The organism is Bacillus cereus group sp. MYBK5-2, from assembly GCF_051915685.1.
GTDB lineage: Bacteria > Bacillota > Bacilli > Bacillales > Bacillaceae_G > Bacillus_A > Bacillus_A cereus.
Genome location: NZ_JBQAFE010000004.1, coordinates 127,049 through 153,458 on the forward strand (window position 1 = coordinate 127,049; position 26,410 = coordinate 153,458).

A 26,410-nucleotide genomic window follows, 5' to 3' on the forward strand; every position below is an offset into this window, starting at 1 on the left:
AGCGCTATTCATATTTTCATCTTTTTAAAAATTATCTAATGCTTTTTCCATAATAGAAACTGATTTAAAAGGTGGCGTTACTGTTAATGAACCTTTCACAACAGTTTCTCCTTTTTCATCATGAGCAGATACAAGCATATCAATTGTATGTTCCTCCTCAGAAACAGCCACAACTTCAAAGTGGATTTGTAACGTTTCATAATGGTGAACATGTTTCACGAATGTAAGGTCCTTTCTCGTAATATGACTTCCTGGACCCGGTAAATATTTCGTAACCGCCGTTGTAATCATTCCCGTTAGCATAATGCTTGGTACAATCGGCTTTTCATACGGAGTTTGGGATGCGTAATCATGCTGAATATATAATGGATTGGCATCATTCGTTAACCCTAAGTACAATAACAAATCTTTATCCTCAATTTTTTCAGTGATAGATAATTTCTCTCCTACTGTAATTTCATCCATTTTACGACCAATTTGAACTTTTTTCTTTAACATGTTACAACCCCCTTCGATTTTTTCACCTTATTATCCTACTAAAAGCGATACCTTATCCGAAATTTACTATGATGAGGGCAATGTATAGTATAAATCTACAGTTTCATTATAGGACATTACAAATGATAGCGTTTTCATATTATTTCAAAAAAACAATTCGGTAAATATTAGAAAAAGATTCGGAATCCCGAATCTTTTTCACTACTATTCAATTATTAAACAAGAACTTTCATTACATTACGTACAGATTCTACAGAGCGATCTAATGCTTCTTTTTCATCTGCAAGAAGTTCTAATTCAATAATTTTTTCAATTCCGTTACCACCTAGAATTACTGGTACCCCTAAGTAAAGGTCACTATAACCATACTCACCTTCAAGGTACGCAATAGCTGGTAATATACGGCGTTGATCTTTTAAGATTGCTTCTGTCATTTCAACTAAAGAAGCTGCTGGTGCGTAATATGCACTACCGTTTCCTAATAAGCCTACAATCTCACCGCCACCTTTACGTGTACGTTCTACGATTGCTTCTAAACGCTCTTTCGGAATTAACGTTTCTAACGGAATACCGCCTGCATAAGAATAACGCACAAGAGGTACCATGTCGTCACCGTGTCCGCCAAGAACAAATCCTGTAATGTCTTTTACAGAAAGATTTAATTCTTGTGCGATGAATGTACGGAAACGAGCTGTATCTAATACACCCGATTGGCCGATTACACGCTCTTTCGGGAATCCTGCTTCTTTAAATACAGAATATGTCATTGCATCAACTGGATTTGTTAACACAACAATAATTGCATTTGGTGAATGTTTTGCAATGTCGCGCGTAATACTTTTCATAATTTTAGAGTTTGTTGCTACTAAGTCATCACGGCTCATACCAGGCTTACGTGCAATACCTGCTGTAATAACGACAACGTCAGAATCAGCAGTATCTGCGTAATCAGATGTTCCAATAATGTTAGCATCAAAACCTTGTACTGGGCTCGCTTCTAACATATCTAACGCTTTCCCTTTTGTTGGATTTTCCAGTTGTGGAATGTCCACTAATACAACATCTGCAAGTTCTTTTTGTGCTAATAAGAATGCCGTTGTTGCTCCTGTAAATCCTGCACCGATGACTGAAACCTTCTTGCGTTTGATTGTCATAATTTACCCCCCGCTTTAATTATGCGTTTTTGATTATCGCTACATCCATGTTTTTAATAAGTTCATTAGCGAACTCAGAACATTTCACTTCTGTTGCACCTTCCATTAAGCGTGCGAAATCATAAGTTACTACTTTTGAAGCAATTGTTTTCTCAACAGAAGCAGTTACTAATTTCGCAGCTTCGTTCCATCCTAAGTGTTCTAATAATAATACACCTGAAAGAAGAACAGAAGATGGGTTTACTTTATCTAAACCTGCATATTTTGGAGCTGTACCGTGTGTAGCTTCAAAGATAGCATGTCCAGTCACATAGTTAATGTTTGCACCAGGTGCAATACCAATTCCACCTACTTGTGCAGCAAGTGCATCAGAGATATAGTCACCATTTAAGTTCATTGTTGCAACAACATCGAACTCACGTGGACGAGTTAAAATTTGTTGTAAGAAGATGTCTGCAATAGAATCTTTTACGATGATTTTTCCAGCCACTTCAGCGTCTGCCATCGCTTTATTCGCTGCATCTTTACCATCTTTTTCAACGATACGATCGTATTCAGCCCAAGTAAATACTTTGTCGCCGAATTCTTGTTCCGCTACTTCGTAACCCCAGTTTTTGAAAGCACCTTCTGTAAATTTCATAATGTTTCCTTTATGAACTAATGTAACAGAAGAGCGTTTTTCGTTAATTGCATATTGAATTGCAGCACGAACAAGACGCTTTGTCCCTTCTTCTGAAATTGGCTTAATACCAATACCAGATGTTTCTGGGAAGCGGATTTTATTAACACCCATTGCTTCTTTTAAGAAAGCAAGAACTTTTTCTGCTTCTGGAGATCCTTGCGCATATTCAATTCCAGCATAAATGTCTTCTGTATTTTCACGGAAAATAACCATATCAGTATCTTCCGGACGTTTTACAGGTGAAGGAACACCTTCAAAATAACGAACTGGACGTAGACATACATATAAATCTAATTCTTGACGAAGTGCTACGTTTAGAGAACGAATACCACCGCCAACTGGAGTTGTAAGTGGACCTTTAATCGCGATTAAATATTCACGAATTAAGTTTAAAGTTTCTTCTGGTAACCACTCGCCTGTTTGGTTGAATGCTTTTTCCCCTGCAAGCACTTCTTTCCAAACGATTTTCTTCTCACCATCATAAGCTTTTTCAACTGCTGCTTCTAGTACGCGAGATGCAGCTGCCCAAATATCAGGACCAATTCCATCTCCCTCGATAAATGGAATAATCGGATTGTTTGGTACATTCATAACACCATTAGTTACAGTAATTTTTTCACCTGTCGTCAATGTGATAACCCCCATGTTTGAAATTTCATATGTATGAAACTGAGGGAATAACCCCTCAGTTCAAACCGTTAGTCAAATTAAAATATTCTAATCATTACATCTTTCCGAAAAAATCAGACTTTTGAAAGCGTATTTTCACTATCAAAATAGTGTTATTCGCTTATCGTTGTGCAATTGGAACATACACTTGATGCGTTGGTCCATTATAATCAGCACGCGGACGAATTAAACGGTTGTTTTCATATTGTTCTAGAATATGAGCTAACCAGCCTGACATACGGCTAATTGCAAAAATAGGTGTAAATAAGTCATGGTCAATTCCTAAACAATGGTATACAGAAGCTGAATAGAAATCAACATTTGGTGGAAGACCTTTTTCTTTTGTTACAATGTCTTCAATTTTGATAGACATATTATACCATTTCTCTTCTCCTAAAAGCACGCATAATCTCTTAGACATTTCACGTAAGTGTTTTGCACGTGGATCACCCTGCTCATACACACGGTGGCCAAAGCCCATGATTTTCACTTTATTTTGAAGAGCATTATGAATATATGACTCTACATTTTCTTCTTCACCAATCTCAGTTAACATCTTCATTACATTTTCATTTGCCCCACCGTGAAGAGGACCTTTTAATGCACCGATTGCTGCTGTAATACCAGAATATACATCTGAAAGTGTAGCTACGCAAACACGTGCAGTAAATGTAGAAGCGTTTAACTCATGATCTGCATGAAGTACAAGCGCCTTATCAAAAGCTTCAATTTCAACTTCATTTGGCTCGCGATCATTTAACATGTACAAGAAGTTTGCAGCTAATGATAAATCCTTTCTTGGCTCAACAATATCTAAACCTTTACGGATTCTCGCGTAAGCAGCAACTAAAGTTCCTACTTGCGCCTGTAATTTAACCGCTTTCAAATAATTGGACTTTTCGTCCATAATTTCAGCGCTCTCATCGTATAATGATAGCATGGAAATTGCAGTTCGTAAAACAGACATCGGATGTGCAATTTTTAAATCTACTTGTTTCAAATATGTTAAAATCTCACCTGGAACTTTATAGTATTCTGATACAATTTCATTAAATTCTGCTAGTTCTTTTTCATTAGGAAGCTTGCGGTGCCATAATAAGTACACTACTTCTTCAAACGTAGCATTCTCAGCTAAATCATCAATATTATACCCAACATAAGTTAATGTATCATCAATAATAGAGCTCACAGATGATGTTGTTGCTACTACCCCTTCTAAACCTCGAATAACAGTCATGACATTCTCTCCTTTTCCTGAAAATTCTCCCAACCTTGCTCCTTATATCTATTTGCTCCCCTTTTGAATTATGAACGCCCGTTCACTCTTTAGGCAAGCAAAATGCACGATCATGCAAATTTGTTGCGATGTTCCCCTCTTATTGTCCATTGTTTACATGGAAAGCATGAGCGTGAATGTCTCCCCGAATCCTCACGCTCAAAACAACAAGTTAGTGAGGAAAATTAATTCCGAAGAGTTTTATGATAAAAACAACATAAAACAATATCATTATAAAATTGTTTTATGTTGTTTTTATTTTATCTGGTGTAAAGTCTCTGCTGTTATGTAACTTTTCAAAGTTTCTAATCCTATTATAAACAATTATCTGACTTTTGTGAACAGAAAGAATTCAAAAATTTTATATTACTATAAAATTCCTTATTTAAACATTTGTATAATACTCATAACCGCATAGGCAATTCCAGCCCCAATTAACGGACCAACAGCAACCCCATTAAATAGCGCAACCGCTATAATTGTCCCAAAAACAAGCGCAGTTGTAATGTGGGGATCCGTTGTCAACAATTGTACGCCGCCTTTCGCTAACAAAGCGACCGCTACACCTGAAGCTAAAGCAATCCACGCATAATAAGATTTTGCCGCTTCTCCAAGTTGTTTAAAACCTATTTCCCCCGTCGCAATCGGTACGAGCACCGCTATTGTAATGACCGTTACACCTAGGTTAATTCCTTTCGTTTGTAAATAAGGAAAGACCTTATCTCCTAAAAACGTAAACTTCAATAAAAATAACACACCAATAGCCACAGTAAGCGATTGGTTTTTCGCAATAAGTCCTATAATAAGTAGTATGAATAAAAATAACGTTGACTGACTAATCATGTTTGCACTTCCTTTCTGAAAATAATGAACTCATTTCCAAACAAAAATACCTTTAAACCTATCGTTATACATGATATATCGATGCCTATTCAACATGAATCACTTCATTTTTTATGTATTTTAAAATGATAAATTGAGACTTTCACCATAAAAATTTAAGCGTGTATACATTTTAAAAAACAGACGTCTCTTCTTTCTTTTCTAATTAGAAACAGGTAAAATAAAAAGAAGAGAAAATGAAGTTTTTACCATATAGTAGAAGCATCAACACCAAGCTTTCACAGTCACTCACATACTGAAAAAGCAGGAAAAATCCATCATTCCACTATAACATAAAGTGAAACTTTAATCAGTGGGGCACACTCGTTATAAGTTGAACGAATTAGGATAATCCAAATTGGAATGGGAGGTATACATCTTTGAACCGAAACTTACTATATATGATATTGCGACTCATATTTGTCATTGTAGCAACGGTAGCTGGGTTCTATGTATTACTATACATGTCAGGGCTTATCTATCCTTTTATTATCGCTTTTGCATTTGCTTATTTGATTAATCCTGTCGTCAATTTCCTTAATCAAAAACTACAATTTCCTCGCGCACTAGCAGTACTCGTTAGCTTAATTCTCGTATTTGGAGCTATCGTTGGACTTGTTACATATCTTGTGACTGAAGCAATATCTGCCACAACATACTTACTACAACTTGTTACAGTAAAGTTTCCAGATATCGTTACATTCGCTCAGCAATTTGCACTTAATCATATTATGCCTCTCTACGATGATTTAATCTCTAAATTTAATCATCTTGGAGAACCACAGCGCTATACAATTACACAAAACATTCAAAACTTAGGAACAGAAGCGACAACACAAATGAAAGAACTTTTAACCGCCATTATAAGCGGGTTAACGAATTTCATTAGTGCACTGCCAACAACTTTAACTGTCCTTGTATTCATTTTATTAGCCACTTTCTTCATTAGTTACGATTGGCACCGTCTTGCTCAGAAAGCAAGAAAATTGCTACCGAATCGTGTACATGGCTATGGAAAAACTATTTTTGTCGACTTAAGAAAAGCTTTGTTTGGTTTTGTGAAAGCACAACTTACACTCGTATCTATGACAACTGTCATTGTACTAATCGGGCTTTTAATATTACGCGTACCATACGCCATTACTATCGCGATTATTACAGGGGTTGTAGATTTACTACCATATTTAGGAACAGGCGCAGTCTTTGTTCCATGGGTTATATACGTATTTTTCACTGGCGATACCGCATTCGCCATTGGTCTTCTCATTTTATACATTGTCGTGATTGTCCAAAGACAAATTATGGAGCCGAAAGTACTTTCATCTAACATCGGTCTCGATCCATTAGCAACACTCGTCGCTCTATTTGTCGGCTTTAAACTTTTTGGCTTTTTAGGATTAATCATCGGCCCAGTCACCTTAGTACTACTTAATACATTACACAAAGCTAATGTCTTCCATGACTTGTGGAAATATATTAAAGGTTCACCTTCAAAATAATAGTTTCTAATTCATACACAACAAAAAACTTACATGTAATCAGTGGGAAATTCCCACTGATTATTCCTTGTACTTATTTTTCATACTTATTACATAAAACAAGAGAATTGCACTCAAAAAAGATAATTCTCTTGTTTTTTTGCATGAAAAACGCATATTCCGTGGTGTTTTTACATATTTATTCTATTTATTTTATAATTATCATTTACATTTATTACTTTTTATGTAAATGAATAAATATACAAAATAGCATAAAATAAGACTTCAACTAACAATCTCCGCCTTTTTATATGAATTTTTTACACCAATCGTTCCTCTATATAAGAAAACAAAACTTTAATTTAGCAGTGTTTCCCTCCATCTTATTCATCTAAATTAATAGCACTAAAAAATCACAAGTTTAATCGAAGTACACACAAGAGTTCAAACGAAAATTATATAGCAAATATAATAAGCGAACGTTTTGTTCATCCCCACTCATCATTCGCCCCACATCAGACACTTACGAGCAGCCCAGCTTTGAGATAGAAATTCCACCCCACAAATAGCGCGGTAAAACAAAGCTTCAATCAGCAAGTTCTCTACTTTTACAAGACAAAAAAATAGCACTTAGATTTCTACAATCTAAGTGCTATTTCTGAATAATAATAGTAGAATTCTTTCTAAATTTCCATTCCATCCACTTCATAACAAGCGGCTTCAATAAAGCTCTCGTAATAGGGATCACGCAGATAAACCCTAGCATATCTGTCACATACCCAGGAAGCACTAAGAGAATACCTCCTACAAATACAAAAATACCATCTAGTACCGCCTCACCTGGCATTTCCCCTCTATTCAACTTAGATTGAATCTCTCCAAGCACTTTAAACCCTTGTCTTTTCGCCAAATACACACCTACAACACCTGTAAATACAATCATAGCGAACGTAGACCATAAACCTATTACATGACTTGATCCAATTAAGACCGTAATCTCAATCGCCGGTATTAAAATAAACAAGAATAGTAACCACTTCATAGTTCTACACCTCTCTCACATCTCACTTTTAACGCCCTCACAATGCCTATATACATCATATGAAATATAGATACCCTTTCATATTAAAACCCATAACAAACAGCTTTTAAAAGCAATTCTAGGCGCTTTAAGCTAATTCTATCTCGTTTTTGTGTAAAAAAAAGAGAAGGACTCCGATCCTTCTCTCCGTATTACTTATAGCACTTCCGCATGTCCATTATAAACAATTCCGCGTGCTGCATCAACTGTTACTTCTTGGCCATTTTTTAAAGTTGCTGTTACGCCGTTTACACCAACGATAACAGGAATACCGATTGATACACCTACAACAGCTGCATGGCTTGTTAAGCCACCTTCTTCTACAACTAAAGCTGCAGCTTTTTCGATTGCAGGAATCATATCTTTATCAGTGCTTGTTGTAACAAGGATATCACCTTCGTTTACGTTCGCTACAGCTTCAGCAGCTGTTTTCGCTACAACTACTTTACCTTTTGCAGCTTTACGACCGATTCCTTGTCCTTTAGCAATTTCTTCACCAACAACGTGGATTTTCATTAAGTTTGTTGTACCAGTTTCAGCAACTGGAACACCAGCAGTAATCACTACAGTATCTCCAAGTCCGATTAGACCCGCATCCATACCTGTTTGAATTGCTGTATCTAACATTTCGTCAGTTGAAGCTGCGCGCTTCTCAGCCATAAATGCTTGTACACCCCAAACAAGTGCAAGACGACGTCCTACTTGCTCGTCAGATGTTACAGCTACGATTGGAGATTTTGGACGGTATTTAGAGATCATTTTCGCAGTATATCCACTTTCTGTTGGAGCTACGATTGCAGCTACATCAAGAGCAAGTGCTGTATGTGCAACAGATTGGCTAATTGCATCTGTAATTGTTGGAGTGAACTCTTTAATACGTTTTTTGAACATATCTTCATATTGTAATGATTTTTCAACACGTACCGCAATGTTAGCCATCATTGTTACTGCTTCTACTGGGTATTGTCCAGCAGCTGTTTCACCTGAAAGCATGATTGCATCTGTACCATCGAAGATTGCGTTAGCTACGTCACTTGCTTCCGCACGAGTTGGACGTGGGTTACGTTGCATAGAGTCTAACATTTGTGTCGCAGTAATAACTGGTTTACCTAACACGTTACATTTTTTGATTAGACGTTTTTGTACTAATGGTACTTCTTCTGGTGGAATTTCTACACCCATATCACCACGAGCTACCATTAAACCGTCAGAAACTTCTAAGATTGAATCGATGTTGTCGATACCTTCTTGGTTTTCGATTTTCGGTACGATTTGGATGTATTGAGCGCCATGCTCTTCTAATAATTCACGGATTTCTAATACGTCAGACGCTTTACGTACGAATGAAGCTGCGATGAAATCAACTTTTTGCTCGATACCGAAGATGATATCTTTTACGTCTTTTTCAGTGATACCAGGAAGCTTAATGCTTACGTTTGGTACGTTAACACCTTTTTTATTTTTTACAGTTCCGCTGTTAAGAACTTTTGTACGGATGTTTCCATCAGCTTTTTCGATTACTTCTAGTTCGATAAGACCGTCATCGATTAGAATGCGAGAACCTGGGTCTACATCGTCATAAAGACCAGCATAAGATACAGAGAACTTCTCTGCAGTACCTAATACTTGCTCAGTAGAAAGAACTACTTCTGCACCTGTTACAAGCTCAGCTTGTCCGTCTACGAAGTCGTGAGTACGGATTTCTGGACCTTTTGTATCAAGTAAGATACCAACTGTTTTACCAGTTTTCTTTGAAGCTTCACGAATGTTTTTAATACGAGCTCCGTGCTCTTCATGGCTACCATGAGAGAAGTTTAAACGAGCAACGTTCATACCTGCTTCAATTAATTGCTCTAATTTTTCAATACTTTCACTAGCAGGACCTATTGTACATACAATTTTAGTTTTACGCATATTGCACCTCCGAAAATTATGAAACCGTTCCCAAATATCCGACATTACGCCGATTAGATGGATAATTCTTTAGATAATTGATACATATCTTTATCGATTGTATGCTTTTGAGCTAACGCTTCGATAATATCATGATCAACAAGTTTGTTATCTTGAATACCTACACAACGTCCACCTCTACCAGCAATTAATAATTCAACTGCTCTTGCGCCAAGACGACTTGCTAATACACGGTCTTGTGCACTTGGTGATCCGCCACGTTGTACGTGACCTAATACAGTTACACGAGTATCAAAGTTTGTTGCTTCTTCAATGTGCTTACCGATGTCAATTGCACTTCCAACACCTTCAGCTACAACGATAATACTGTGTTTTTTACCACGTTCACTACCACGCTTCAGACGAGCGATAACATCATCCATGTCATACTCTTCTTCTGGAATTAATATTGTTTCTGCACCATCAGCTAAACCAGCCCATAATGCGATATCACCAGCGTGACGTCCCATTACTTCGATAACATATGTACGTTCATGAGATGTAGCTGTGTCACGGATTTTATCAATTGCATCAATAACAGTGTTTAAAGCTGTATCGAAACCAATTGTGAAGTCTGTTCCAGGGATATCATTGTCGATTGTACCTGGTACACCAACACATGGGAATCCTTGTTCAGTTAATTTTTTAGCGCCTTGGTAAGAACCATCTCCACCAATAACAACAAGTCCTTCGATACCATGTTTCTTTAATTGCTCGATACCTTTTAGTCGTACTTCTGGGTCTTTAAACTCAGGACATCTTGCTGTATATAATTTCGTACCACCGCGGTGGATAATATCGCCAACAGAACCAAGTTCTAATTTTTCAATGTGACCAGAAATTAATCCAGCGTATCCATGGTAAATACCATATACTTCAATATCATGGAAAATCGCTTTACGAACAACTGCACGAATGGCAGCATTCATACCAGGTGAATCTCCACCACTTGTTAATACACCAATACGTTTCATTTGTACTCACCTCATAAAGATTATTTGCCTTATAATAAAATAACACGAAAAAATATAAAAACACAATGGAGAAGATGTGTCTTTTCATAATAAAAACGTGCATTCGCGAAGAGGAACGCACGCTTTTCTTATTTTATCCCAATGGAAGCGTTTGAAAACGAAACTTGCCCAATTTTCATATATTTTTCATAACGTTTTTCGATTAATTCATCTTTCGAAATTCCGTTTAATTGTTCAAAAGTTTTTCTAATCATTAAGTCTATATTTTCTGACTGTTTTAAAAGATTACGGTGAGCTCCACCTTTTGCCTCTGGAATAATTTCATCAATTACACCTAATTCTTTCAAATCTGCTGCTGTAATTTTCATTGCTTCTGCAGCTTCCTTTGCTTTTCCTGCATCTTTCCAAAGAATTGCCGCTGCACCCTCTGGTGTAATAACAGAATAAGTGGAATTTTCTAGCATATGAATGTAATCTCCTACTCCAAGACCTAGCGCACCACCACTACCGCCTTCACCGATAACGATACAAATAACTGGTACCGTTAAACCTGCCATCTCAAATAGGTTGCGGGCAATAGCTTCACTTTGTCCACGTTCTTCAGCTGCTTTACCAGGATAAGCTCCCTTCGTATCGATGAAACAAATAATAGGACGATTAAACTTTTCCGCTTGTTTCATGAGACGCAGTGCTTTTCGATATCCTTCTGGATGAGGCATTCCAAAGTTACGGCGAATATTTTCTTTCGTATCTTTTCCGCGCTGATGTCCAATTACAGTTACAGGCATCCCTTTATATTTCGCAATGCCGCCGACAATCGCTGCATCATCGCCAAATAGACGATCTCCATGACATTCGAAAAAATCAGTAAATAAGTGCTCAATATAATCGAGCGTTGTCGGTCGTTCTGCATGACGAGCAATTTGAACACGGTCCCATACTTTTAGATTGCCGTATATATCTTCCTCTAAATTTTCTAGCTTTTCTTCCAAAATACGAATCTCCTCACTGAAGTCCATCTGGCTGTTTTTCGTATAGTCTTTCAGTTCACGAATCTTATTTCTTAGCTCAACAACTGGTTTTTCAAATTCTAGCTCTGCCATACAGCCAATTCCCCTCCTTGATGAACTTCTAAAATCTTGCGAAGCGATTCTCTCATATCATCACGATGCACCACCGCATCTAATTGACCATGATCTAGTAAGAATTCTGCCGTTTGGAAATCTTCCGGTAGTTTCTCACGCACCGTTTGTTCAATTACACGTCTACCAGCAAATCCGATAAGTGCACCTGGTTCTGCAAGATTATAATCACCAAGTGAAGCGAAACTCGCTGAAACCCCGCCCGTCGTTGGGTGAGTCATAACAGAAATAAATAACCCTCCTGCATTACTATGCTTTTTCAAAGCTACGCTTGTTTTTGCCATTTGCATTAAACTTAATATCCCTTCTTGCATACGGGCACCACCCGAAGCAGTAAAGATAATAAATGGAACTTGTAAGTCGTACGCCTTTTCAACCGCACGGGCGATTTTTTCTCCTACTACAGAGCCCATGCTCCCCATTCGAAAACGAGAATCCATTACTGCAACAACAACAAGCATGTCATCAATTGTTCCTTCACCAGTTACAACCGCTTCGTTCAATTCAGTCTTCTTACGATCGCTCTCTAGTTTCTCTTCATAACCTGGAAACTCGAGTGGATTTAATGAAACCATTTCTTTGTCATACTCACGGAATGACCCTTCGTCCAATATACTATCAAGACGTTCCCATGCATTCATAGGATGATGATATCCACAATTCACACATACTTTTAAATTTTTTAGAAGTTCTTTCGTATACATGATTTTTTTACATTCCGGACATTTTGTCATAACGCCATCTGGTACATCTTTTCGTACTTGTTCTGAAGGTATTGCAGCGTACTTTTTCTTTTTCACGAATAAATCTCTTAGCACAATTTGACCCCCTTCGTTGAGAGCTAAGGTTAGCGTAAGAAGAAAATGGGGCTAACACCAAAGTTTGATGTTAGCCTTATCTTCTCAATCTGTCTAATAACCTCACTCTTTACGTTTAACTTTAACCGCTACGCGGTAGAATGTTTGTCATAACGTGTCATGGTCATTTCGACAAATTTTATACATTACGAGTGAAACTGTATATTCTCTACTAATTCATCGTAAATTTTTAGTGCATCATTTTCTTGTTTTTCTTCCAAAGTAGCATAAAGCTTTCTATACATATCGATAGAATCTCTTGAAACTTTACAAGAAAGAGTTGCTACGTAATCATTTACGATCATCCAAATGCGATATAGTAAATAATTATCGACTTGTTCAATAAGTGTTTTAAAGAACGTTTGATGAAGCGTTGGGATTGAGCTTTCATTTTCTTCAAGTACTTGGTGTAATTTACTTAGTACTTTAGAAAACGTTTCTTTCGGTAAATTACATACAATTCGAATCATATCTTTCTCAAGCAATCGTTTTGTTTGTAATAAATCACGAATTGTTTTCTCATCTTGCAGTAAGAACGGAGCAATTAATTGTACAAGACCGTTATCATAAAAGTTTCGAATAAACGTCCCTTCACCACGTCTCGTTTCAATCAATCCTACCAGTTCTAAAGCACGCAATGCTTCTCTTACAGAGGAACGTCCTACGTTTAAGCGTGAACTTAACTCGCGCTCAGACGGCAAACGATCCCCCGCTACCAATCCATCCTCTTCCATAATGGAACGGATTTTTTTTACAATTTCGAGATATACTTTTGTATTTGATGATGTCAATGGAAATTCCTCGCTTATTCTTTACCAATCAGCGCTAATTGTTTTGTTTTTTCAGCGATCTCATTTGGATCTACTTGACGGCGAGCTACTCCTGTCTCCATTGCTGCTTTTGCAACGTAAGCCGCTACTTGAGGCGCTACACGCGCGTCAAATGGTGCTGGAATGATATAGTCTGCATTCAACTCATCTTCTGCTACAAGCTCAGCAATAGCCTGTACAGCTGCCATCTTCATTTCTTCGTTAATTTGTGTCGCATGTACGTCAAGTGCACCGCGGAAAATACCAGGGAACGCCAGTACATTATTTACTTGGTTCGGGAAGTCAGAACGACCTGTTCCAACAACAGCTGCGCCCGCTGCTTTTGCCAATTCTGGCATAATTTCTGGAACTGGATTCGCCATTGCAAAAATAATCGCATCGTCATTCATTGTACGAACCATCTCTTCTGTTAATGCACCTTCTGCAGATACACCAATGAATACGTCCGCACCTTGTACAACATCAGCTAAAGAACCTTCTATACGATTCTTATTTGTATATTTTGCAACTTCATCCTTCACCGGATTCATACCTGTAGGACGACCATCATAGATTGCGCCTTTACGGTCACACATAATAATGTCGCGTACACCATAGCGATATAAAAGTTTAATAATTGCAATACCTGCTGCACCTGCGCCATTTGCGACAACTTTAATGTCAGACATTTTCTTTCCAACTAATTTCAGTGCATTTACAAGACCTGCTACTGTTACAATAGCTGTTCCGTGTTGATCATCATGGAAGATAGGAATATTTGTTTCTTTTTTCAAACGCTCTTCAATAATGAAGCAGTTTGGTGCTGCGATATCTTCTAAGTTAACGCCGCCAAAAGTTGGCTCCATTAATTTTACAGTTTCAACAATTTTATCTACATCGTTTGTATTTAAGGCAATTGGGAATGCATCTACACCAGCAAAGCTCTTGAATAATACAGCTTTACCTTCCATTACTGGAAGAGATGCTTCAGGTCCAATGTTACCAAGACCAAGTACAGCTGTTCCATCTGTCACAACTGCTACCATATTTCCCTTCATCGTATATTCATATACCTTACTTTTATCGTCATAAATTTCTTTACAAGGTTCTGCAACCCCTGGAGAATATGCAAGACTTAAATCTTTTGCATTTTCTACTTTTACTTTTGATACAGTTTCTAATTTTCCTTGATGCACTTTATGCATGTGAAGTGCTTCTTCACGAAGTGTTGACAAACTATCCACTCTCCTCAAATTATTCTTGCTGATATCAATTTCTCCAAGTGGTCTGACCACGAACACTACTACTATAATAATCGAAGTGTAGGGAAATTGTCCATTATATTTTCACAACTACATTTTCTTCCCCGACAATTTCACGAAGTGCTCCTAAACATTCTTCACTTGGATGAATCGATAAACTCCGAGATAATTGTACCATTTTATGTTCCTTTTCATAATAAATTAGTACTTTCGCAAAACCTGAATAGTCGAACAATATTTTCGTAACCTGATTTAAAAGCTTTTTCTCATACTGAGACGGCAATTTCACGTAAACAGATGCGTCTTTCTTTTCTTCATAAACATCCATTTCCTCTAGCGGATATAGTCCATTTACAATCCATTGCAGCTTATGATTTCTTAGCTCAATCGTACCGTCAACTAAAACAATTGCTCCTTCTTGCAACTTATCCGAGAAATGTATATACGTTTCCGGGAAGAGGACCGCTTCCATTTCATCATTTTGATCACAGAATGTAATAAATGCCATCTTTTGAAACTTTTTCGTACGAATCACTCTCACACTTGTTATATACACAATAGCTCTTTGTACTTTTTTCTTGTGTCGCATCGCCTGAGCGAGAGATGGAATTTCTAATTCTTTTGCTAACTTCACATATTGCGCTGTCGGATAACTTGATAAATAAAAGCCAAGTGCTTCCTTCTCTTTATTTAGTTGTTCAATAAAAGATAACTCTTCTCCTTGTACATATTTTGATTTTGGAACAGCATCTCCTAAATCACGTGCGAGATTCGCGTACTCTAACGCCCCTTTAATACTTTTCCATAAATTCGTTCTCGAAACACCAAAATCGTCAAAACATCCCGACCAGACGAAAGCTTCTAAATTACGCTCCGTTACGAACTTTGACGGCATACGAAGACAAAATTCAAATAAATCTTCGAACATTTTTTTCTCTCGTTCTTCTAATAATGCCGTCACTGTAGCCATTCCAATATTTCGGATCGAAAGTAAACTGTAACGTATCGCATTCCCCTCTATTCGGAAGTTGTAACCACTTTTTTGAAGAGACGGCGGCAAAACATGAAAACCTTTTCGCTTCGTTTCTCGTATATACTGTACAATTTTATCTTCATTTCCAATTGCACTTGATAATAGTGCCGTCATAAATTCCAGCGTATAATTCGCTTTCAAATAGGCAAGCTGATATCCGATCATACTGTAAGCTACAGCGTGACTTCGGTTAAAACCGTAATTCGCAAATCTTACAATTAAATCATAAATTTTCTCTGCGGATGTCTCATCATAACCATTTCGCAAACATCCTTGGACGAAATGCTTACGTTCCTGATCTAAAATATCACGATTTTTTTTACTCACCGCACGGCGCAGTAAATCTGCTTCTCCGAGCGAAAAACCAGCTAACTTCGATGCAATTTGCATAATTTGTTCTTGGTATACAATGACGCCGTATGTTCTTTCTAAAATTGGCTTTAAATCCGGATGTAAATATTCAATTTTTCTTTTTCCATGTTTCGATTCAATAAAAGTCGGTATCTGTTCCATCGGTCCTGGTCTGTATAACGAGTTAACAGCTACGATATCTTCAAACTCATTCGGTTTTAACCCGCGAAGTACATTTCGCATACCACCCGACTCAAGCTGGAATACACCTGTTGTATCCCCTCTCCCTAATAATTGGAACGTCTTTTCATCTTGAAGAGGTAAGTTTCTTATATCGATTTCTTTCCCTGTTTTGTTCGCGATAAATTTTATAATATTTTCAAGTAACGTTAAATTACGTAATCCTAAAAAGTCCATCTTAAGCAACCCAAGTTCTTCTAGCGCATCGGCTGGATATTGCGTAACATAAACATCGTTATGTCCTTCTTGAATTGCTACACTTCCTGTTAGCGGTTCTTGACTCATAATAACACCAGCCGCATGAATAGACGTATGACGTGGTAAACCTTCTACACGTTTTGCGATTTCAAATACACGCTCATGCAGAAGATTTCCTTGTATAAACTCACGAAGTGATTGTGATTCTTCATATGCATCTTTTAACGTTATACCAAGCTTTGATGGGATAAGTTTTGAAAATATATCAATATCTCGCGGCGGAAGCCCCATTACGCGGGCAATGTCTCTAATTGCCGCTTTTGCTGCAAGCGTACCAAAAGTTACAATTTGCGCAACACGGAGCTGACCGTATTTATCTTTCACATAGCGAATCATCTCATCACGTCTTACGTCTGGAAAATCAATATCAATATCGGGAAGCGTCACACGTTCAGGATTTAAAAACCTTTCAAATAATAGATCGTATTCAATTGGATCAATATCTGTAATTTCTAATACGTATGAAACGAGTGAACCAGCTGCCGATCCACGACCTGGTCCTGTTAGAATATGATTTTCATGTGCATACTTCATAAAATCCCATACGATGAGGAAATAATCACTAAATCCCATACGAGAAATAACATTTAATTCATGATCCAAACGCTTTATATGCACTTCTTTCGGTTCACCATATCGTTTCCGCAAACCTTCTTCACAAACACGACGCAAGTATATATCACTCGTTTCATTAGACGGAACAGGAAACTTCGGAAGTTGATTTACATGGAACGGTATTTCTACTTGGCAACGCTCTGCAATTTTTATTGTATTTTGGATTGCTTCCGGCGCATGGGAAAATAGTGCTTCCATTTCATCCGATGACTTTAAATAATACTGATCTGTTTTCAGCCTCGGCCTATCTGGATCAGTCATTTTCGTTCCACTTTCAACAGATAGTAAACATTCGTGAACAAGCGCGTCACTTTGATTGATATAGCGCACATCGTTTGTTGCAACGACTGGAATATTAACCCTACTAATAAATTCAGGTAGTTTCTCTTGTAAAAGCAACTCATCTTGAATCGCATGATGCTGCAAACTCATATAAAAATGGCCAAACATATTTTGATACGTGCGAGCTACTTCTTCAGCCTGACTCTCATTGTCTTCTAGTAATAATTGCTCAATTTCGCCATCTTTACCTGGTGAAATTGCAATTAATCCTTTCGCATAATGCGCAAGCCACTTCTTAGGAATACCTTCTTTGGACTTTGTCATAATACTGCTAGAAATCTTTAATAAATTTTGGTAGCCTATTTCATTCTCAGCAAGTAATACAAGCGGATAAGACCTTTCTTCTTCTTCACTAAAAATAGAAGCGGTTAATCCAATAACAGGCTGTATACCATGTTTCTTACATGCTTTATAAAACGGAATAACGCCATACATAACATTTTCATCCGTAATAGCCAGCGATGAAAAACCGAGTTCTTTCGCCCTGACTACAAGCTCATCAATTTTACAAGCACTTTTTAATAAACTAAAAACGGTTTGACATTGTAAATGCACAAACTTCACTGTTGTACCCTCTCTTTACCTATTTGACTACTTTTATTATAGGTGATGAGGAAAGCGGAAATCAAAACATACTTCTTATACTTTGTCCATATATATGAAGAAGAAAGGGGAATGACGATGGATGTAAGAGAACATACTTTTTTCTCTCTGCTTATTATTAGTTATTTTATTGCCTTCGGGGTTATACTTGGCGGTTCATTAATTGGTGGATTTGGTGCGTTTCTTATCGGAAAACCAGCTCTAACTTACATTAATCAATTCGCCCAAAATTTAAGAATTTGGGCACTCGTTGCAGCAATCGGCGGAACATTCGATACCTTTTATAGCTTTGAAAGAAGTTTCTTTGGCGGAGATATGAAAGATATCGTAAAGCAAATTCTCCTTATTTTTTTCGCAACTGGTGGTATGCAAACAGGTCTCATTATTATTAAATGGCTAACGCAGGAACATGTATGAGAGTACCAAGTGCCAATACAGCAAAAAGATGGTACTTAGTATTAGCTGGGGCTGCTGTTGGAGGCGTGTTGAGCTGGTTTATTTTTTTGTACATATACGGTGTTTTTCAAGAAGAACAAGCTAGTAAAATAGCAGAACAAAGAGAAATTATAGAAAAACAAGAAGCAAAGCTCCACGTCCTTCTCGAAGATCAAGAAAAATTGAACACTGAAAATAAACGGCTCTTAACCATTCAAGAGATTAAAATAAAACTTATCAATCGAGAAAAATACGATTTAGACAATCTCACACTCGAAAATATGACTACATCTATCCATAATGACCTCCAACATCTTTTAACGAAAAACATTCAAAGTATCGCAAAAAATAAAGACCTACTTAAAAAGGTAATCGAAAATAAAACGTACAAACATTACGATCGGCTATACCGTTTTAAAGTCGATACAATATCTTTTGATACAGTGCTTGAAATTAGCATTACTATAGAGAAAGAAAAATAAAGAAGGAGGGCTTTAGCGCCGCTCCTTCTTTTCGTTCTAACATATAGTCTCTTATTTACAAATCTCACGTAAATCAGCAAAAAGACGATCCGCTTCTTCCCAAGAAGATGCCTTCGCACCAGAAGCCATCGGATGCCCCCCGCCGTTATATTGCATTGCTAATTTGTTTATAACTGGTCCTTTTGAACGAAGACGAACACGAATTACGTCGTCTTCCTCTAAAAATAGAACCCACGCCTTTAATCCATCAATATTGCCAAGCGCTCCAACAACACCAGATGCTTCAGAAGGAAGTACATCAAACTCTTCTAATACTTCTTTCGTTAATTTAATGTAAGCTGCTCCTTCTTCTACCATCGTAAAGTTTTGTAAAATATAACCGTTTAAACGAGCAATTTTTTCTTTTGTCTTATACATCTCATTGTATAAATCTGTGAATTTCACACCCATGTCAACAAGCTCACTTACGTAACGAAGTGTTTTTGCTGTCGTATTCGGGAATAAGAAACGACCTGTATCTCCAACAATTCCTGCTAAAATAAGGCGGGCTGCTTCTTTTTTTATTTTTAATCCTTTATCTTTTCCATAGTTATAAAACTCATAAATCATTTCACTTGTAGAACTCGCTGTCGTATCTACCCACGTAATATCTCCATATGGATCTTCATTTGGATGATGATCAATTTTAATTAACATCTTCCCTTTTGTATAGCGTTGATCGTCAACACGTTCTTGATTCGCAGTATCACAAACAATAACAAGCGCATTTTCGTATACACTATCTTCAATATCATCCATTACTCGTAAGTATGCTAGTGACGGCTCATTGTACCCAACCGTATAAATATTTTTCTCTGGAAACGATTCTTGTAGAATTGTACCAAGACCACCCTGTGAACCTAACGCATCTGGATCCGGACGCACGTGGCGATGAATAATAATTGTATCAAACTCTTTAATTGCTCCTAAAATTTGCTCATGCATATGTATAATCTCCTTTTTAATCAACTTCTTCACTTTATCCTCCATTATAACGGAAAGTATTTCATACATGCGAACAATTGCTTTATAATAAAAGTTAGAAAGTTTAGATATTTCTTTTTCTTTTCTATTATTTTTCACAAAGCGATGGGAGTGTTCATTATGCCAGTATTAGTCTTCTGTATTATCGTCTCATTTATGTTGTACCTCTTTTACAAAACAAAATACTTTCGTACAAACCGCCCAATGGAGAAAGGTTGGCTCTCAGGAAAATCCGCAATGGCACTCGGTTCATTCGTTTTATTTTTCGGGATAAACCAATTCTTTTTAGAACTTTCAACCGCTCGTATTATCGTTGGTGTTTTATTCGTTCTATTTGGTAGTGCAAGTGTATTTAACGGGTTTCGCCAATACAAACATTTCTTGCCATTAGCAGTTAAAGAAGCTGAAGTCTATGAAGCAACGTAAAAAAGCATCAATATTGTGATGCTTTTTTACGTCCCTTAACTTTCAAAATCATATACGCAACAAACGCAGATGGTATATTAAATGGGTTCCCTTGTACGTGAAAATGTAATTGTTCTTCTCCAAAAGACATTTTTTCATATAGCTCTCGCTGAGATAATCCTGTCTTTTCCTTTTTTTCATGTAAACCTTGTAAATATAAATATTGAATCGGTATCATTACAAGAAAGTAAAATAGTGCGATACTACCAAAAAAGAGTACGGCTGACGACATAATGTATACCACCTCTCACAATTCCATTTTCTTACAATATAATCATAACACAATATACAACTGAATTGAATTATTATTCCGTCTTTTCTCACATTACTTTTCCACTCCATCCCATACATATTTCACCAAAACTCCCATCTAAAATCATACCTTTCAAATTTAAAACAACAAAAAAAGATGGAACAAATCAAAACGATTTGTTCCATCTTTTTATTTATCGATTAACTGAACCATAAGTAATGCTTTTCCAACAACATTACCTTCATGATGCACCTCTACATCGACCTTACCAAATTTACGTCCAATTTCTAATACTTTCGGATGAACAGATACAACATTATCAATTTGAACCGGCTTTACGAAATAAATCGTTAAGTTTTCAACAATTAAATCACTTTTCTTTTGCGCACGAATGACGCGATTTGTCGCTTCTGTCACAATTGTTGCAAATACACCGTACGATAACGTCCCGATTGAGTTCGTCATTTGCGGCGTCACCGAAAATTGATATAGATGCTCATTCTTCGCTTCTTTTGGTGTCATAAATTGATTCGTTACAATATCATCAATGGTTTCTCCAACTTGTGGCTGACGTTGAATCATTTGCAGTGCCTGAAGTACATCTTGACGGCTAATAATACCTTGCAGTTTGTTTCCTTCCTCAACGACAGGAAGTAATTCAATTCCTTCCCACACCATCATACGTGCCGCAGCTGCGACAGACATTTTACCGTTCACTGTAATTGGGTGTTTTGTCATTACTTTATCAATTGGTGTTTCTTTCGCTACTCCGATCATATCTTTTGAAGTTACGATTCCTAGTACTTTGTTACTTTCATCGACAATTGGATATCTTCCGTGCATTGTCTCTTCGTTATATGCATGCCATTGCTGTACTGTATCACTCGGCTTTAAATATAACGTTTCTTCAATTGGCGTTAAAATATCTTCAACGAGTACAATTTCTTTCTTAATAAGTTGGTCATAAATTGCACGATTAATTAACGTTGCGACCGTAAATGTATCGTAGCTACTTGAAATGATCGGCAGCTTTAATTCGTCTGCTAATTTCTTCACATGATCTTCCGTATCAAATCCGCCCGTAATTAATACAGCGGCTCCAGTTTCTAGCGCTAATTCATGTGCATTGGTACGGTTACCAATAATGAGTAAATTCCCAGCTTCTGTATAGCGCATCATCGCTTCTAATTTCATAGCTCCGATTACGAATTTATTTAATGTTTTATGTAGTCCTTCTCTGCCCCCAAGTACTTGACCGTCGACAATGTTAACGACTTCTGCATATGTCAGTTTTTCGATATTCTCTTTCTTCTTTTGTTCAATTCGAATTGTTCCGACACGTTCAATTGTACTAACATATCCTTTATTTTCTGCATCTTTAATTGCACGGTAAGCGGTCCCTTCACTTACACTCAAATCTTTCGCAATTTGTCTTACAGAAATTTTATGGCCTACTGGCAGGCTATTAATATGTTCTAAAATTTGGTTATGCTTGGTAGCCAAATGGTTTCACCATACTTTCTTTTCCCTAAATTCTTCATGTGTTGTACTTTCAGTATACTATATTTTCAAAACTGTTACACTCTCTCTTTGCATACCTGTACTATTTTTTTTATAACAAAATGACTCTTACATTCCACCAGTCATTCTATTACAACAATGTAATGCTATTGTCATCTCATTCGATAGTTCGTCCACTTAATTGCCTATACAATTAAGACAAGAAATAAAACAAAGGAGCGAACACATGATGAAAAAATTTTTAGAGGTTGTAGGTGCTGTATTTTTAGCTTTCGTAGATGGGAAAAAAGTTGCAATGGAATTGAATGAAACACCTGAACAACCACGTACCAAAAGAAAAGAATCACCAAAACAAATACAAGCATTAAAAGCTGTCCTACACACGTAAAAAACCCTTCACTTTTCTTTTCAAATGAAGGGTTTCTTTTCTATAGTGTAATACTTTCTCCAGCTTCTAATACTTTCCCTGTACAATTTTGTAGCTTTTCTACAAATTGATATGGATCTTGTTCAATAACTGGGAACGTATTGTAATGCATCGGTACAACAGTTTTCGCATTAATCCATTTTGCCGCTAGTACAGCATCTTCTGGTCCCATTGTGAAATTATCACCAATTGGTAAAAATGCTAGATCAACTTTATTTAATTCTCCAATTAACTTCATATCAGAGAATAGTGCAGTATCTCCTGCGTGGTATACAGTTTTCTCTTCTGCTGTAAATAAAATACCTGCTGGCATACCTGTATATGTAATCGTCTTATTTTCTTCATCAATATAACTAGAGCCGTGGAATGCTTGTGTAAACTTCACTTTTCCGAAGTCAAATTCATGTGAACCACCAATATGCATCGGGTGTGTATTTACACCTTGCCAACTTAAAAATGTTGCTAGTTCAAATGGCGCTACAACAACTGCATTATTTTTCTTCGCAAGTTCTACTGTATCTCCAACATGATCACCGTGTCCATGCGATAAAAGAATTGCATCCACTTTTACATCTTCAGTTTTTAAATCTGTTTTCGGATTACCTGTTAAAAACGGGTCAATTAAAATAACTTTTCCATTCGCCTCAATTTTCACAACTGAATGTCCATGATAAGATACTTTCATTATTACATTCCTCCCCTGTTCACATTCTCACTTTGTATTCTACATGATTTTTCAATTCCCTGTCTTTTCTAACATCTATTTACTTGTCATAACGCTTTCTTCCGAGTTAAAGTTATATTTGTAATTAAATATCTCGGGGGTGCCAATCGATGAATGCTAGATTAGAAAATTTAATGCAATGGCTAAAAGAAAAAAACGTAGAAGCTGCGTTCTTAACTTCTACACCAAACGTCTTCTACATGACAAACTTCCACTGTGAACCACACGAAAGATTACTTGGTATGTTTGTATTCCAAGAAAAAGAACCTATTTTAATTTGCCCTAAAATGGAAGAAGGTCAAGCACGTAACGCTGGCTGGGCACATGAAATTATCGGATTTACTGATACTGACAGACCATGGGATATGATTGCAAAAGCAATTAAAGACCGCGGCATCAATGCAAATGCAGTTGCAATTGAAAAAGAACATTTAAACGTAGAGCGCTACGAAGAATTAACGAAATTATTCCCAAATGCAGCTTTCAAATCAGCTGAAGAGAAAGTTCGCGAACTTCGTTTAATTAAAGATGAAAAAGAACTTTCTATTTTACGCGAAGCAGCTAAAATGGCGGACTATGCTGTTGAAGTTGGTGTAAATGCAATTAAAGAAGATCGTAGTGAACTAGAAGTATTAGCAATTATTGAACACGAATTAAAAACAAAAGGCATACATAAAATGTCATTTGATACGATGGTATTAGCAGGTGCGAACTCAGCTCTTCCACACGGTATTCCTGGCGCAAACAAAATGAAACGCGGTGATTTCGTACTATTTGATTTAGGCGTAATCATTGACGGTTATTGCTCTGATATTACACGTACAGTGGCATTCGGCGAGATTTCTGAAGAACAAACTCGTATTTACAACACTGTACTTGCTGGACAACTACAAGCAGTTGAAGCATGTAAACCAGGTGTTACACTTGGCGCAATCGACAACGCTGCTCGTTCTGTTATCGCAGATGCAGGTTACGGAGACTTCTTCCCACACCGACTTGGTCACGGACTTGGAATTAGCGTACACGAATATCCAGATGTAAAAGCTGGTAACGAGTCTCCATTAAAAGAAGGTATGGTCTTCACAATCGAACCTGGTATTTACGTACCAAACGTAGGTGGCGTTCGTATTGAAGATGATATTTACATCACAAAAGACGGATCAGAAATTTTAACGAAATTCCCGAAAGAGTTACAAATTGTAAAATAATAGAAAAAGGCAGCGGGAGTGCTGCCTTTTTCTATTTCCCTACTATTTCAAATTTCTCTACAATCATTTTTGCTGGATAACTTTCAAGTATTTGAGAAAACCATACTTTTATTTTATCCCCTGTTTTTAACTGTTTATATGCGTCTTTGTCCTTAAAGCTCAAGACTATATGTGCTGGATGCTCTTTATTCATTTGTTGTTCTATATAATGTTGCAACTCTACTTTTGTTTCAACCGTTTTATCATCGGCAAAAAACATCGTGTCATTTCTTAATATGATATACCCTTCTTTAGGTACTTCTTTTACCGTTACTTGCTCTACTTGTTTTGTATCACACGCTGATAATACGACTAGAAATACACTTAAAAACATAACAATTTTCATATGCCTATTCATTTTTAACTCCTTACTCTAGGCTATTTCAAATTTAACACCATCTTCTCCTCATACTTATCATCCCATTTAATCACAACTTCTATAGGTTCATCTTTAGAGATAGGCGCGCAACTTACACAAGAAGACTTCATTTCAACCTTTGCTCCTCTATGAACTTCTGACGTTTGTGTCATTGTACTAAAGGCTCCATTAATAGCAATCTCTAAGTTTTTAAATTCTGTCTTTCCATCCCCGCCCTTATATTGAAACGTAAACATTCCATCTTCACTGTCATCCTTAATATGCCCTTTATATTGTCCAGTCCAACTTTTGCTCTCGCTAGAAAAAGTAAAATACCAAATCGAGCAGCTTCCTAAAAAGAAAATACTAATGAAAAAGAATAACGCTCTCTTCATCATGCCCCTCCATTCAAATGCACTTATTTATTGTCTATTTCTTCCTTCTATTATACTATTGAAATACAGAATTTTCTAAAATAGGGGGTTTATATGTTACAACAACAGTTAGAAGAAATTCGTAATAATAATTACATACTGGATAACACACTTAACATTGATTCTTTAAGTTCCAATATGCTTGAGCAAATTGGCGATACTGATAGCTATTTAAGGGACAAACTCATCTACTCTACTTTTTTTCATCTCATCAAGAAGGAATATCTTTCACACACACAATTACAGAAACTATTATTAGAAAGCATCGGTGAAAAATATTTATTGTATAAGATTCATTCAGATGATGAAGATGCGGTATTTACCCGAGCATTTACAACATTATTAATTGCCCTCATTATTGATGCTGATACAAATCATAATTTCTTATCACAGACTGATATTTCAAATGTAAAAGATCAACTAATTCTATATATGAACAACGAACATGATTTCCGGGGATATGTGCAAAAACACGGCTGGGCACATAGTATCGCTCATGCTTCTGATACATTTGAGGCGCTTGTGAATAGTCCTAAACTGGAAACTTTATATTACGAAGAAATATTACAAACTTTATTAAACAAAGTTTGTGTTCATTCCATCTATTACAAATATGAAGAAGATGAGCGTATCGTTTATCCGATTGTCGCAATGCTACAAAATGGCTTAAAGGAAGAAGCACTCATATTAGCCCTTCGTGATTTAGTAGCTCAATTACCCGTTCAAAAACAAACATTACATATTGAATCATACGAGTTTCTATACGGAAATATAAAATCTTTCTTACGCAGCTTATTTTTCAGACTGCGCAAGCTTTCTATATGTGAAGAAACAGAATGCGAAATTGAAAAATTGCTACAAGAACTTCCAAAATATTATTAA

General features: G+C 36.7%; 26 protein-coding genes. 7 read left to right on the top strand and 19 right to left on the bottom strand.

Annotated features, from left to right (window positions below):
• Nucleotides 1-24: 24 nt before the first annotated feature.
• The 5 genes from ACTFP3_RS16355 to ACTFP3_RS16375 all read right to left on the bottom strand — a co-directional run bounded on the left by ACTFP3_RS16355 (nt 25) and on the right by ACTFP3_RS16375 (nt 5,122).
• Nucleotides 25-498 (bottom strand): MaoC family dehydratase, encoded by a 474-nt coding sequence (locus ACTFP3_RS16355; protein ID WP_000914180.1) that lies wholly within the window; start codon nt 496-498, stop codon nt 25-27.
• A gap of 215 nt (nt 499-713) precedes the next feature.
• Nucleotides 714-1,652, bottom strand: a complete 939-nt coding sequence (gene mdh / locus ACTFP3_RS16360) for a malate dehydrogenase (RefSeq protein ID WP_000153230.1) — start codon at nt 1,650-1,652, stop codon at nt 714-716.
• A gap of 19 nt (nt 1,653-1,671) precedes the next feature.
• Complete coding sequence (gene icd / locus ACTFP3_RS16365; RefSeq protein WP_000206898.1) at nt 1,672-2,964, bottom strand: NADP-dependent isocitrate dehydrogenase; 1,293 nt, start codon at nt 2,962-2,964, stop codon at nt 1,672-1,674.
• A gap of 160 nt (nt 2,965-3,124) precedes the next feature.
• On the bottom strand, nt 3,125-4,273 hold the full coding sequence (gene citZ, locus ACTFP3_RS16370) for a citrate synthase (RefSeq protein WP_000503652.1): 1,149 nt from the start codon (nt 4,271-4,273) through the stop codon (nt 3,125-3,127).
• Nucleotides 4,274-4,660: 387 nt separating this feature from the next.
• Nucleotides 4,661-5,122, bottom strand: a complete 462-nt coding sequence (locus ACTFP3_RS16375; RefSeq protein WP_000625507.1) for a DUF441 domain-containing protein — start codon at nt 5,120-5,122, stop codon at nt 4,661-4,663.
• A 419-nt stretch (nt 5,123-5,541) separates the two neighbouring features.
• On the opposite strand from ACTFP3_RS16375, the gene ytvI reads away from it, so the two are divergent.
• Entirely contained in the window at nt 5,542-6,660 is a 1,119-nt protein-coding gene (gene ytvI / locus ACTFP3_RS16380) for a sporulation integral membrane protein YtvI (RefSeq protein WP_001081388.1), read from the top strand.
• A gap of 631 nt (nt 6,661-7,291) precedes the next feature.
• Here ytvI and ACTFP3_RS16385 read toward each other — a convergent pair.
• The 8 genes from ACTFP3_RS16385 to dnaE all read right to left on the bottom strand — a co-directional run bounded on the left by ACTFP3_RS16385 (nt 7,292) and on the right by dnaE (nt 18,120).
• The gene (locus ACTFP3_RS16385; RefSeq protein WP_000871628.1) at nt 7,292-7,681 is read right to left on the bottom strand and encodes an FxsA family protein; all 390 of its coding nucleotides are present in this window, start codon (nt 7,679-7,681) and stop codon (nt 7,292-7,294) included.
• Between the two features lie 195 nt (nt 7,682-7,876).
• Nucleotides 7,877-9,634 carry a pyruvate kinase gene (pyk, locus tag ACTFP3_RS16390; RefSeq protein WP_113304713.1) on the bottom strand — a complete coding sequence of 586 codons (1,758 nt, stop codon included), beginning with the start codon at nt 9,632-9,634 and terminating at the stop codon, nt 7,877-7,879.
• Between the two features lie 53 nt (nt 9,635-9,687).
• Nucleotides 9,688-10,647 (bottom strand): 6-phosphofructokinase, encoded by a 960-nt coding sequence (gene pfkA, locus ACTFP3_RS16395; protein ID WP_000821158.1) that lies wholly within the window; start codon nt 10,645-10,647, stop codon nt 9,688-9,690.
• A 128-nt stretch (nt 10,648-10,775) separates the two neighbouring features.
• Complete coding sequence (accA, locus tag ACTFP3_RS16400) at nt 10,776-11,750, bottom strand: acetyl-CoA carboxylase carboxyl transferase subunit alpha (RefSeq protein ID WP_000818801.1); 975 nt, start codon at nt 11,748-11,750, stop codon at nt 10,776-10,778.
• Nucleotides 11,738-12,607 (bottom strand): acetyl-CoA carboxylase, carboxyltransferase subunit beta, encoded by an 870-nt coding sequence (gene accD / locus ACTFP3_RS16405; protein WP_000942855.1) that lies wholly within the window; start codon nt 12,605-12,607, stop codon nt 11,738-11,740. Before accD ends, accA begins: the two co-directional genes overlap by 13 nt.
• 185 nt (nt 12,608-12,792) lie before the next feature.
• The gene (locus ACTFP3_RS16410; protein WP_326036132.1) at nt 12,793-13,437 is read right to left on the bottom strand and encodes a GntR family transcriptional regulator; all 645 of its coding nucleotides are present in this window, start codon (nt 13,435-13,437) and stop codon (nt 12,793-12,795) included.
• A 14-nt stretch (nt 13,438-13,451) separates the two neighbouring features.
• Nucleotides 13,452-14,660: an NAD(P)-dependent malic enzyme gene (locus ACTFP3_RS16415; RefSeq protein WP_161508111.1), complete on the bottom strand. Its 1,209-nt coding sequence runs from the start codon at nt 14,658-14,660 to the stop codon at nt 13,452-13,454.
• A gap of 133 nt (nt 14,661-14,793) precedes the next feature.
• Entirely contained in the window at nt 14,794-18,120 is a 3,327-nt protein-coding gene (dnaE, locus tag ACTFP3_RS16420) for a DNA polymerase III subunit alpha (protein WP_326036133.1), read from the bottom strand.
• Between the two features lie 42 nt (nt 18,121-18,162).
• On the opposite strand from dnaE, the gene ACTFP3_RS16425 reads away from it, so the two are divergent.
• Nucleotides 18,163-18,576: a YtrH family sporulation protein gene (locus tag ACTFP3_RS16425; protein ID WP_002005839.1), complete on the top strand. Its 414-nt coding sequence runs from the start codon at nt 18,163-18,165 to the stop codon at nt 18,574-18,576.
• Nucleotides 18,573-19,076, top strand: a complete 504-nt coding sequence (gene ytrI / locus ACTFP3_RS16430; protein ID WP_001265736.1) for a sporulation membrane protein YtrI — start codon at nt 18,573-18,575, stop codon at nt 19,074-19,076. Before ACTFP3_RS16425 ends, ytrI begins: the two co-directional genes overlap by 4 nt.
• Before the next feature lie 51 nt (nt 19,077-19,127).
• Here ytrI and ACTFP3_RS16435 read toward each other — a convergent pair whose 3' ends face one another.
• Nucleotides 19,128-20,060 carry a DHH family phosphoesterase gene (locus ACTFP3_RS16435; RefSeq protein ID WP_440010839.1) on the bottom strand — a complete coding sequence of 311 codons (933 nt, stop codon included), beginning with the start codon at nt 20,058-20,060 and terminating at the stop codon, nt 19,128-19,130.
• A 159-nt stretch (nt 20,061-20,219) separates the two neighbouring features.
• On the opposite strand from ACTFP3_RS16435, the gene ACTFP3_RS16440 reads away from it, so the two are divergent.
• Nucleotides 20,220-20,525: a YtpI family protein gene (locus ACTFP3_RS16440; RefSeq protein WP_001144776.1), complete on the top strand. Its 306-nt coding sequence runs from the start codon at nt 20,220-20,222 to the stop codon at nt 20,523-20,525.
• Between the two features lie 7 nt (nt 20,526-20,532).
• Here the strand turns inward: ACTFP3_RS16440 and ACTFP3_RS16445 are convergent, their stop codons facing one another.
• Both ACTFP3_RS16445 and ACTFP3_RS16450 read right to left on the bottom strand, forming a co-directional pair.
• Nucleotides 20,533-20,796 (bottom strand): DUF3949 domain-containing protein, encoded by a 264-nt coding sequence (locus ACTFP3_RS16445; protein WP_000093045.1) that lies wholly within the window; start codon nt 20,794-20,796, stop codon nt 20,533-20,535.
• A 210-nt stretch (nt 20,797-21,006) separates the two neighbouring features.
• A complete protein-coding gene (locus tag ACTFP3_RS16450; protein ID WP_000201572.1) occupies nt 21,007-22,320 on the bottom strand; it encodes a CBS domain-containing protein in 1,314 nt (437 codons plus the stop codon).
• A gap of 247 nt (nt 22,321-22,567) precedes the next feature.
• Here ACTFP3_RS16450 and ACTFP3_RS16455 point away from each other — a divergent pair, with 247 nt between their 5' ends.
• Nucleotides 22,568-22,726 (top strand): hypothetical protein, encoded by a 159-nt coding sequence (locus tag ACTFP3_RS16455; protein ID WP_170925758.1) that lies wholly within the window; start codon nt 22,568-22,570, stop codon nt 22,724-22,726.
• Nucleotides 22,727-22,766: 40 nt separating this feature from the next.
• Here ACTFP3_RS16455 and ACTFP3_RS16460 read toward each other — a convergent pair whose 3' ends face one another.
• Nucleotides 22,767-23,450 (bottom strand): metal-dependent hydrolase, encoded by a 684-nt coding sequence (locus ACTFP3_RS16460; protein WP_000868927.1) that lies wholly within the window; start codon nt 23,448-23,450, stop codon nt 22,767-22,769.
• A 149-nt stretch (nt 23,451-23,599) separates the two neighbouring features.
• Here ACTFP3_RS16460 and pepQ point away from each other — a divergent pair, with 149 nt between their 5' ends.
• On the top strand, nt 23,600-24,697 hold the full coding sequence (pepQ, locus tag ACTFP3_RS16465) for a Xaa-Pro dipeptidase (protein WP_322356440.1): 1,098 nt from the start codon (nt 23,600-23,602) through the stop codon (nt 24,695-24,697).
• Nucleotides 24,698-24,728: 31 nt separating this feature from the next.
• Here pepQ and ACTFP3_RS16470 read toward each other — a convergent pair whose 3' ends face one another.
• Together ACTFP3_RS16470 and ACTFP3_RS16475 are read right to left on the bottom strand one after the other, a co-directional pair.
• Nucleotides 24,729-25,094 (bottom strand): DUF3221 domain-containing protein, encoded by a 366-nt coding sequence (locus ACTFP3_RS16470; protein WP_001079377.1) that lies wholly within the window; start codon nt 25,092-25,094, stop codon nt 24,729-24,731.
• Between the two features lie 20 nt (nt 25,095-25,114).
• Nucleotides 25,115-25,489, bottom strand: a complete 375-nt coding sequence (locus tag ACTFP3_RS16475) for a hypothetical protein (RefSeq protein WP_000816717.1) — start codon at nt 25,487-25,489, stop codon at nt 25,115-25,117.
• A gap of 93 nt (nt 25,490-25,582) precedes the next feature.
• On the opposite strand from ACTFP3_RS16475, the gene ACTFP3_RS16480 reads away from it, so the two are divergent.
• The gene (locus tag ACTFP3_RS16480; protein ID WP_000941475.1) at nt 25,583-26,410 is read left to right on the top strand and encodes a DUF2785 domain-containing protein; all 828 of its coding nucleotides are present in this window, start codon (nt 25,583-25,585) and stop codon (nt 26,408-26,410) included.

Coding starts and splice junctions, on each gene's coding strand:
- ACTFP3_RS16355 (WP_000914180.1), bottom strand. CDS start 498: ATGTTAAAGAAAAAAGTTCAAATTGGTCGTAAAATGGATGAAATTACA.
- mdh (WP_000153230.1), bottom strand. CDS start 1,652: ATGACAATCAAACGCAAGAAGGTTTCAGTCATCGGTGCAGGATTTACA.
- ACTFP3_RS16375 (WP_000625507.1), bottom strand. CDS start 5,122: ATGATTAGTCAGTCAACGTTATTTTTATTCATACTACTTATTATAGGA.
- ACTFP3_RS16385 (WP_000871628.1), bottom strand. CDS start 7,681: ATGAAGTGGTTACTATTCTTGTTTATTTTAATACCGGCGATTGAGATT.
- pyk (WP_113304713.1), bottom strand. CDS start 9,634: ATGCGTAAAACTAAAATTGTATGTACAATAGGTCCTGCTAGTGAAAGT.
- pfkA (WP_000821158.1), bottom strand. CDS start 10,647: ATGAAACGTATTGGTGTATTAACAAGTGGTGGAGATTCACCTGGTATG.
- accA (WP_000818801.1), bottom strand. CDS start 11,750: ATGGCAGAGCTAGAATTTGAAAAACCAGTTGTTGAGCTAAGAAATAAG.
- ACTFP3_RS16415 (WP_161508111.1), bottom strand. CDS start 14,660: ATGCATAAAGTGCATCAAGGAAAATTAGAAACTGTATCAAAAGTAAAA.
- ytrI (WP_001265736.1), top strand. CDS start 18,573: ATGAGAGTACCAAGTGCCAATACAGCAAAAAGATGGTACTTAGTATTA.
- ACTFP3_RS16435 (WP_440010839.1), bottom strand. CDS start 20,060: ATGCATGAGCAAATTTTAGGAGCAATTAAAGAGTTTGATACAATTATT.
- ACTFP3_RS16440 (WP_001144776.1), top strand. CDS start 20,220: ATGCCAGTATTAGTCTTCTGTATTATCGTCTCATTTATGTTGTACCTC.
- ACTFP3_RS16445 (WP_000093045.1), bottom strand. CDS start 20,796: ATGTCGTCAGCCGTACTCTTTTTTGGTAGTATCGCACTATTTTACTTT.
- ACTFP3_RS16455 (WP_170925758.1), top strand. CDS start 22,568: ATGAAAAAATTTTTAGAGGTTGTAGGTGCTGTATTTTTAGCTTTCGTA.
- ACTFP3_RS16460 (WP_000868927.1), bottom strand. CDS start 23,450: ATGAAAGTATCTTATCATGGACATTCAGTTGTGAAAATTGAGGCGAAT.
- pepQ (WP_322356440.1), top strand. CDS start 23,600: ATGAATGCTAGATTAGAAAATTTAATGCAATGGCTAAAAGAAAAAAAC.
- ACTFP3_RS16470 (WP_001079377.1), bottom strand. CDS start 25,094: ATGAATAGGCATATGAAAATTGTTATGTTTTTAAGTGTATTTCTAGTC.
- ACTFP3_RS16475 (WP_000816717.1), bottom strand. CDS start 25,489: ATGAAGAGAGCGTTATTCTTTTTCATTAGTATTTTCTTTTTAGGAAGC.
- ACTFP3_RS16480 (WP_000941475.1), top strand. CDS start 25,583: ATGTTACAACAACAGTTAGAAGAAATTCGTAATAATAATTACATACTG.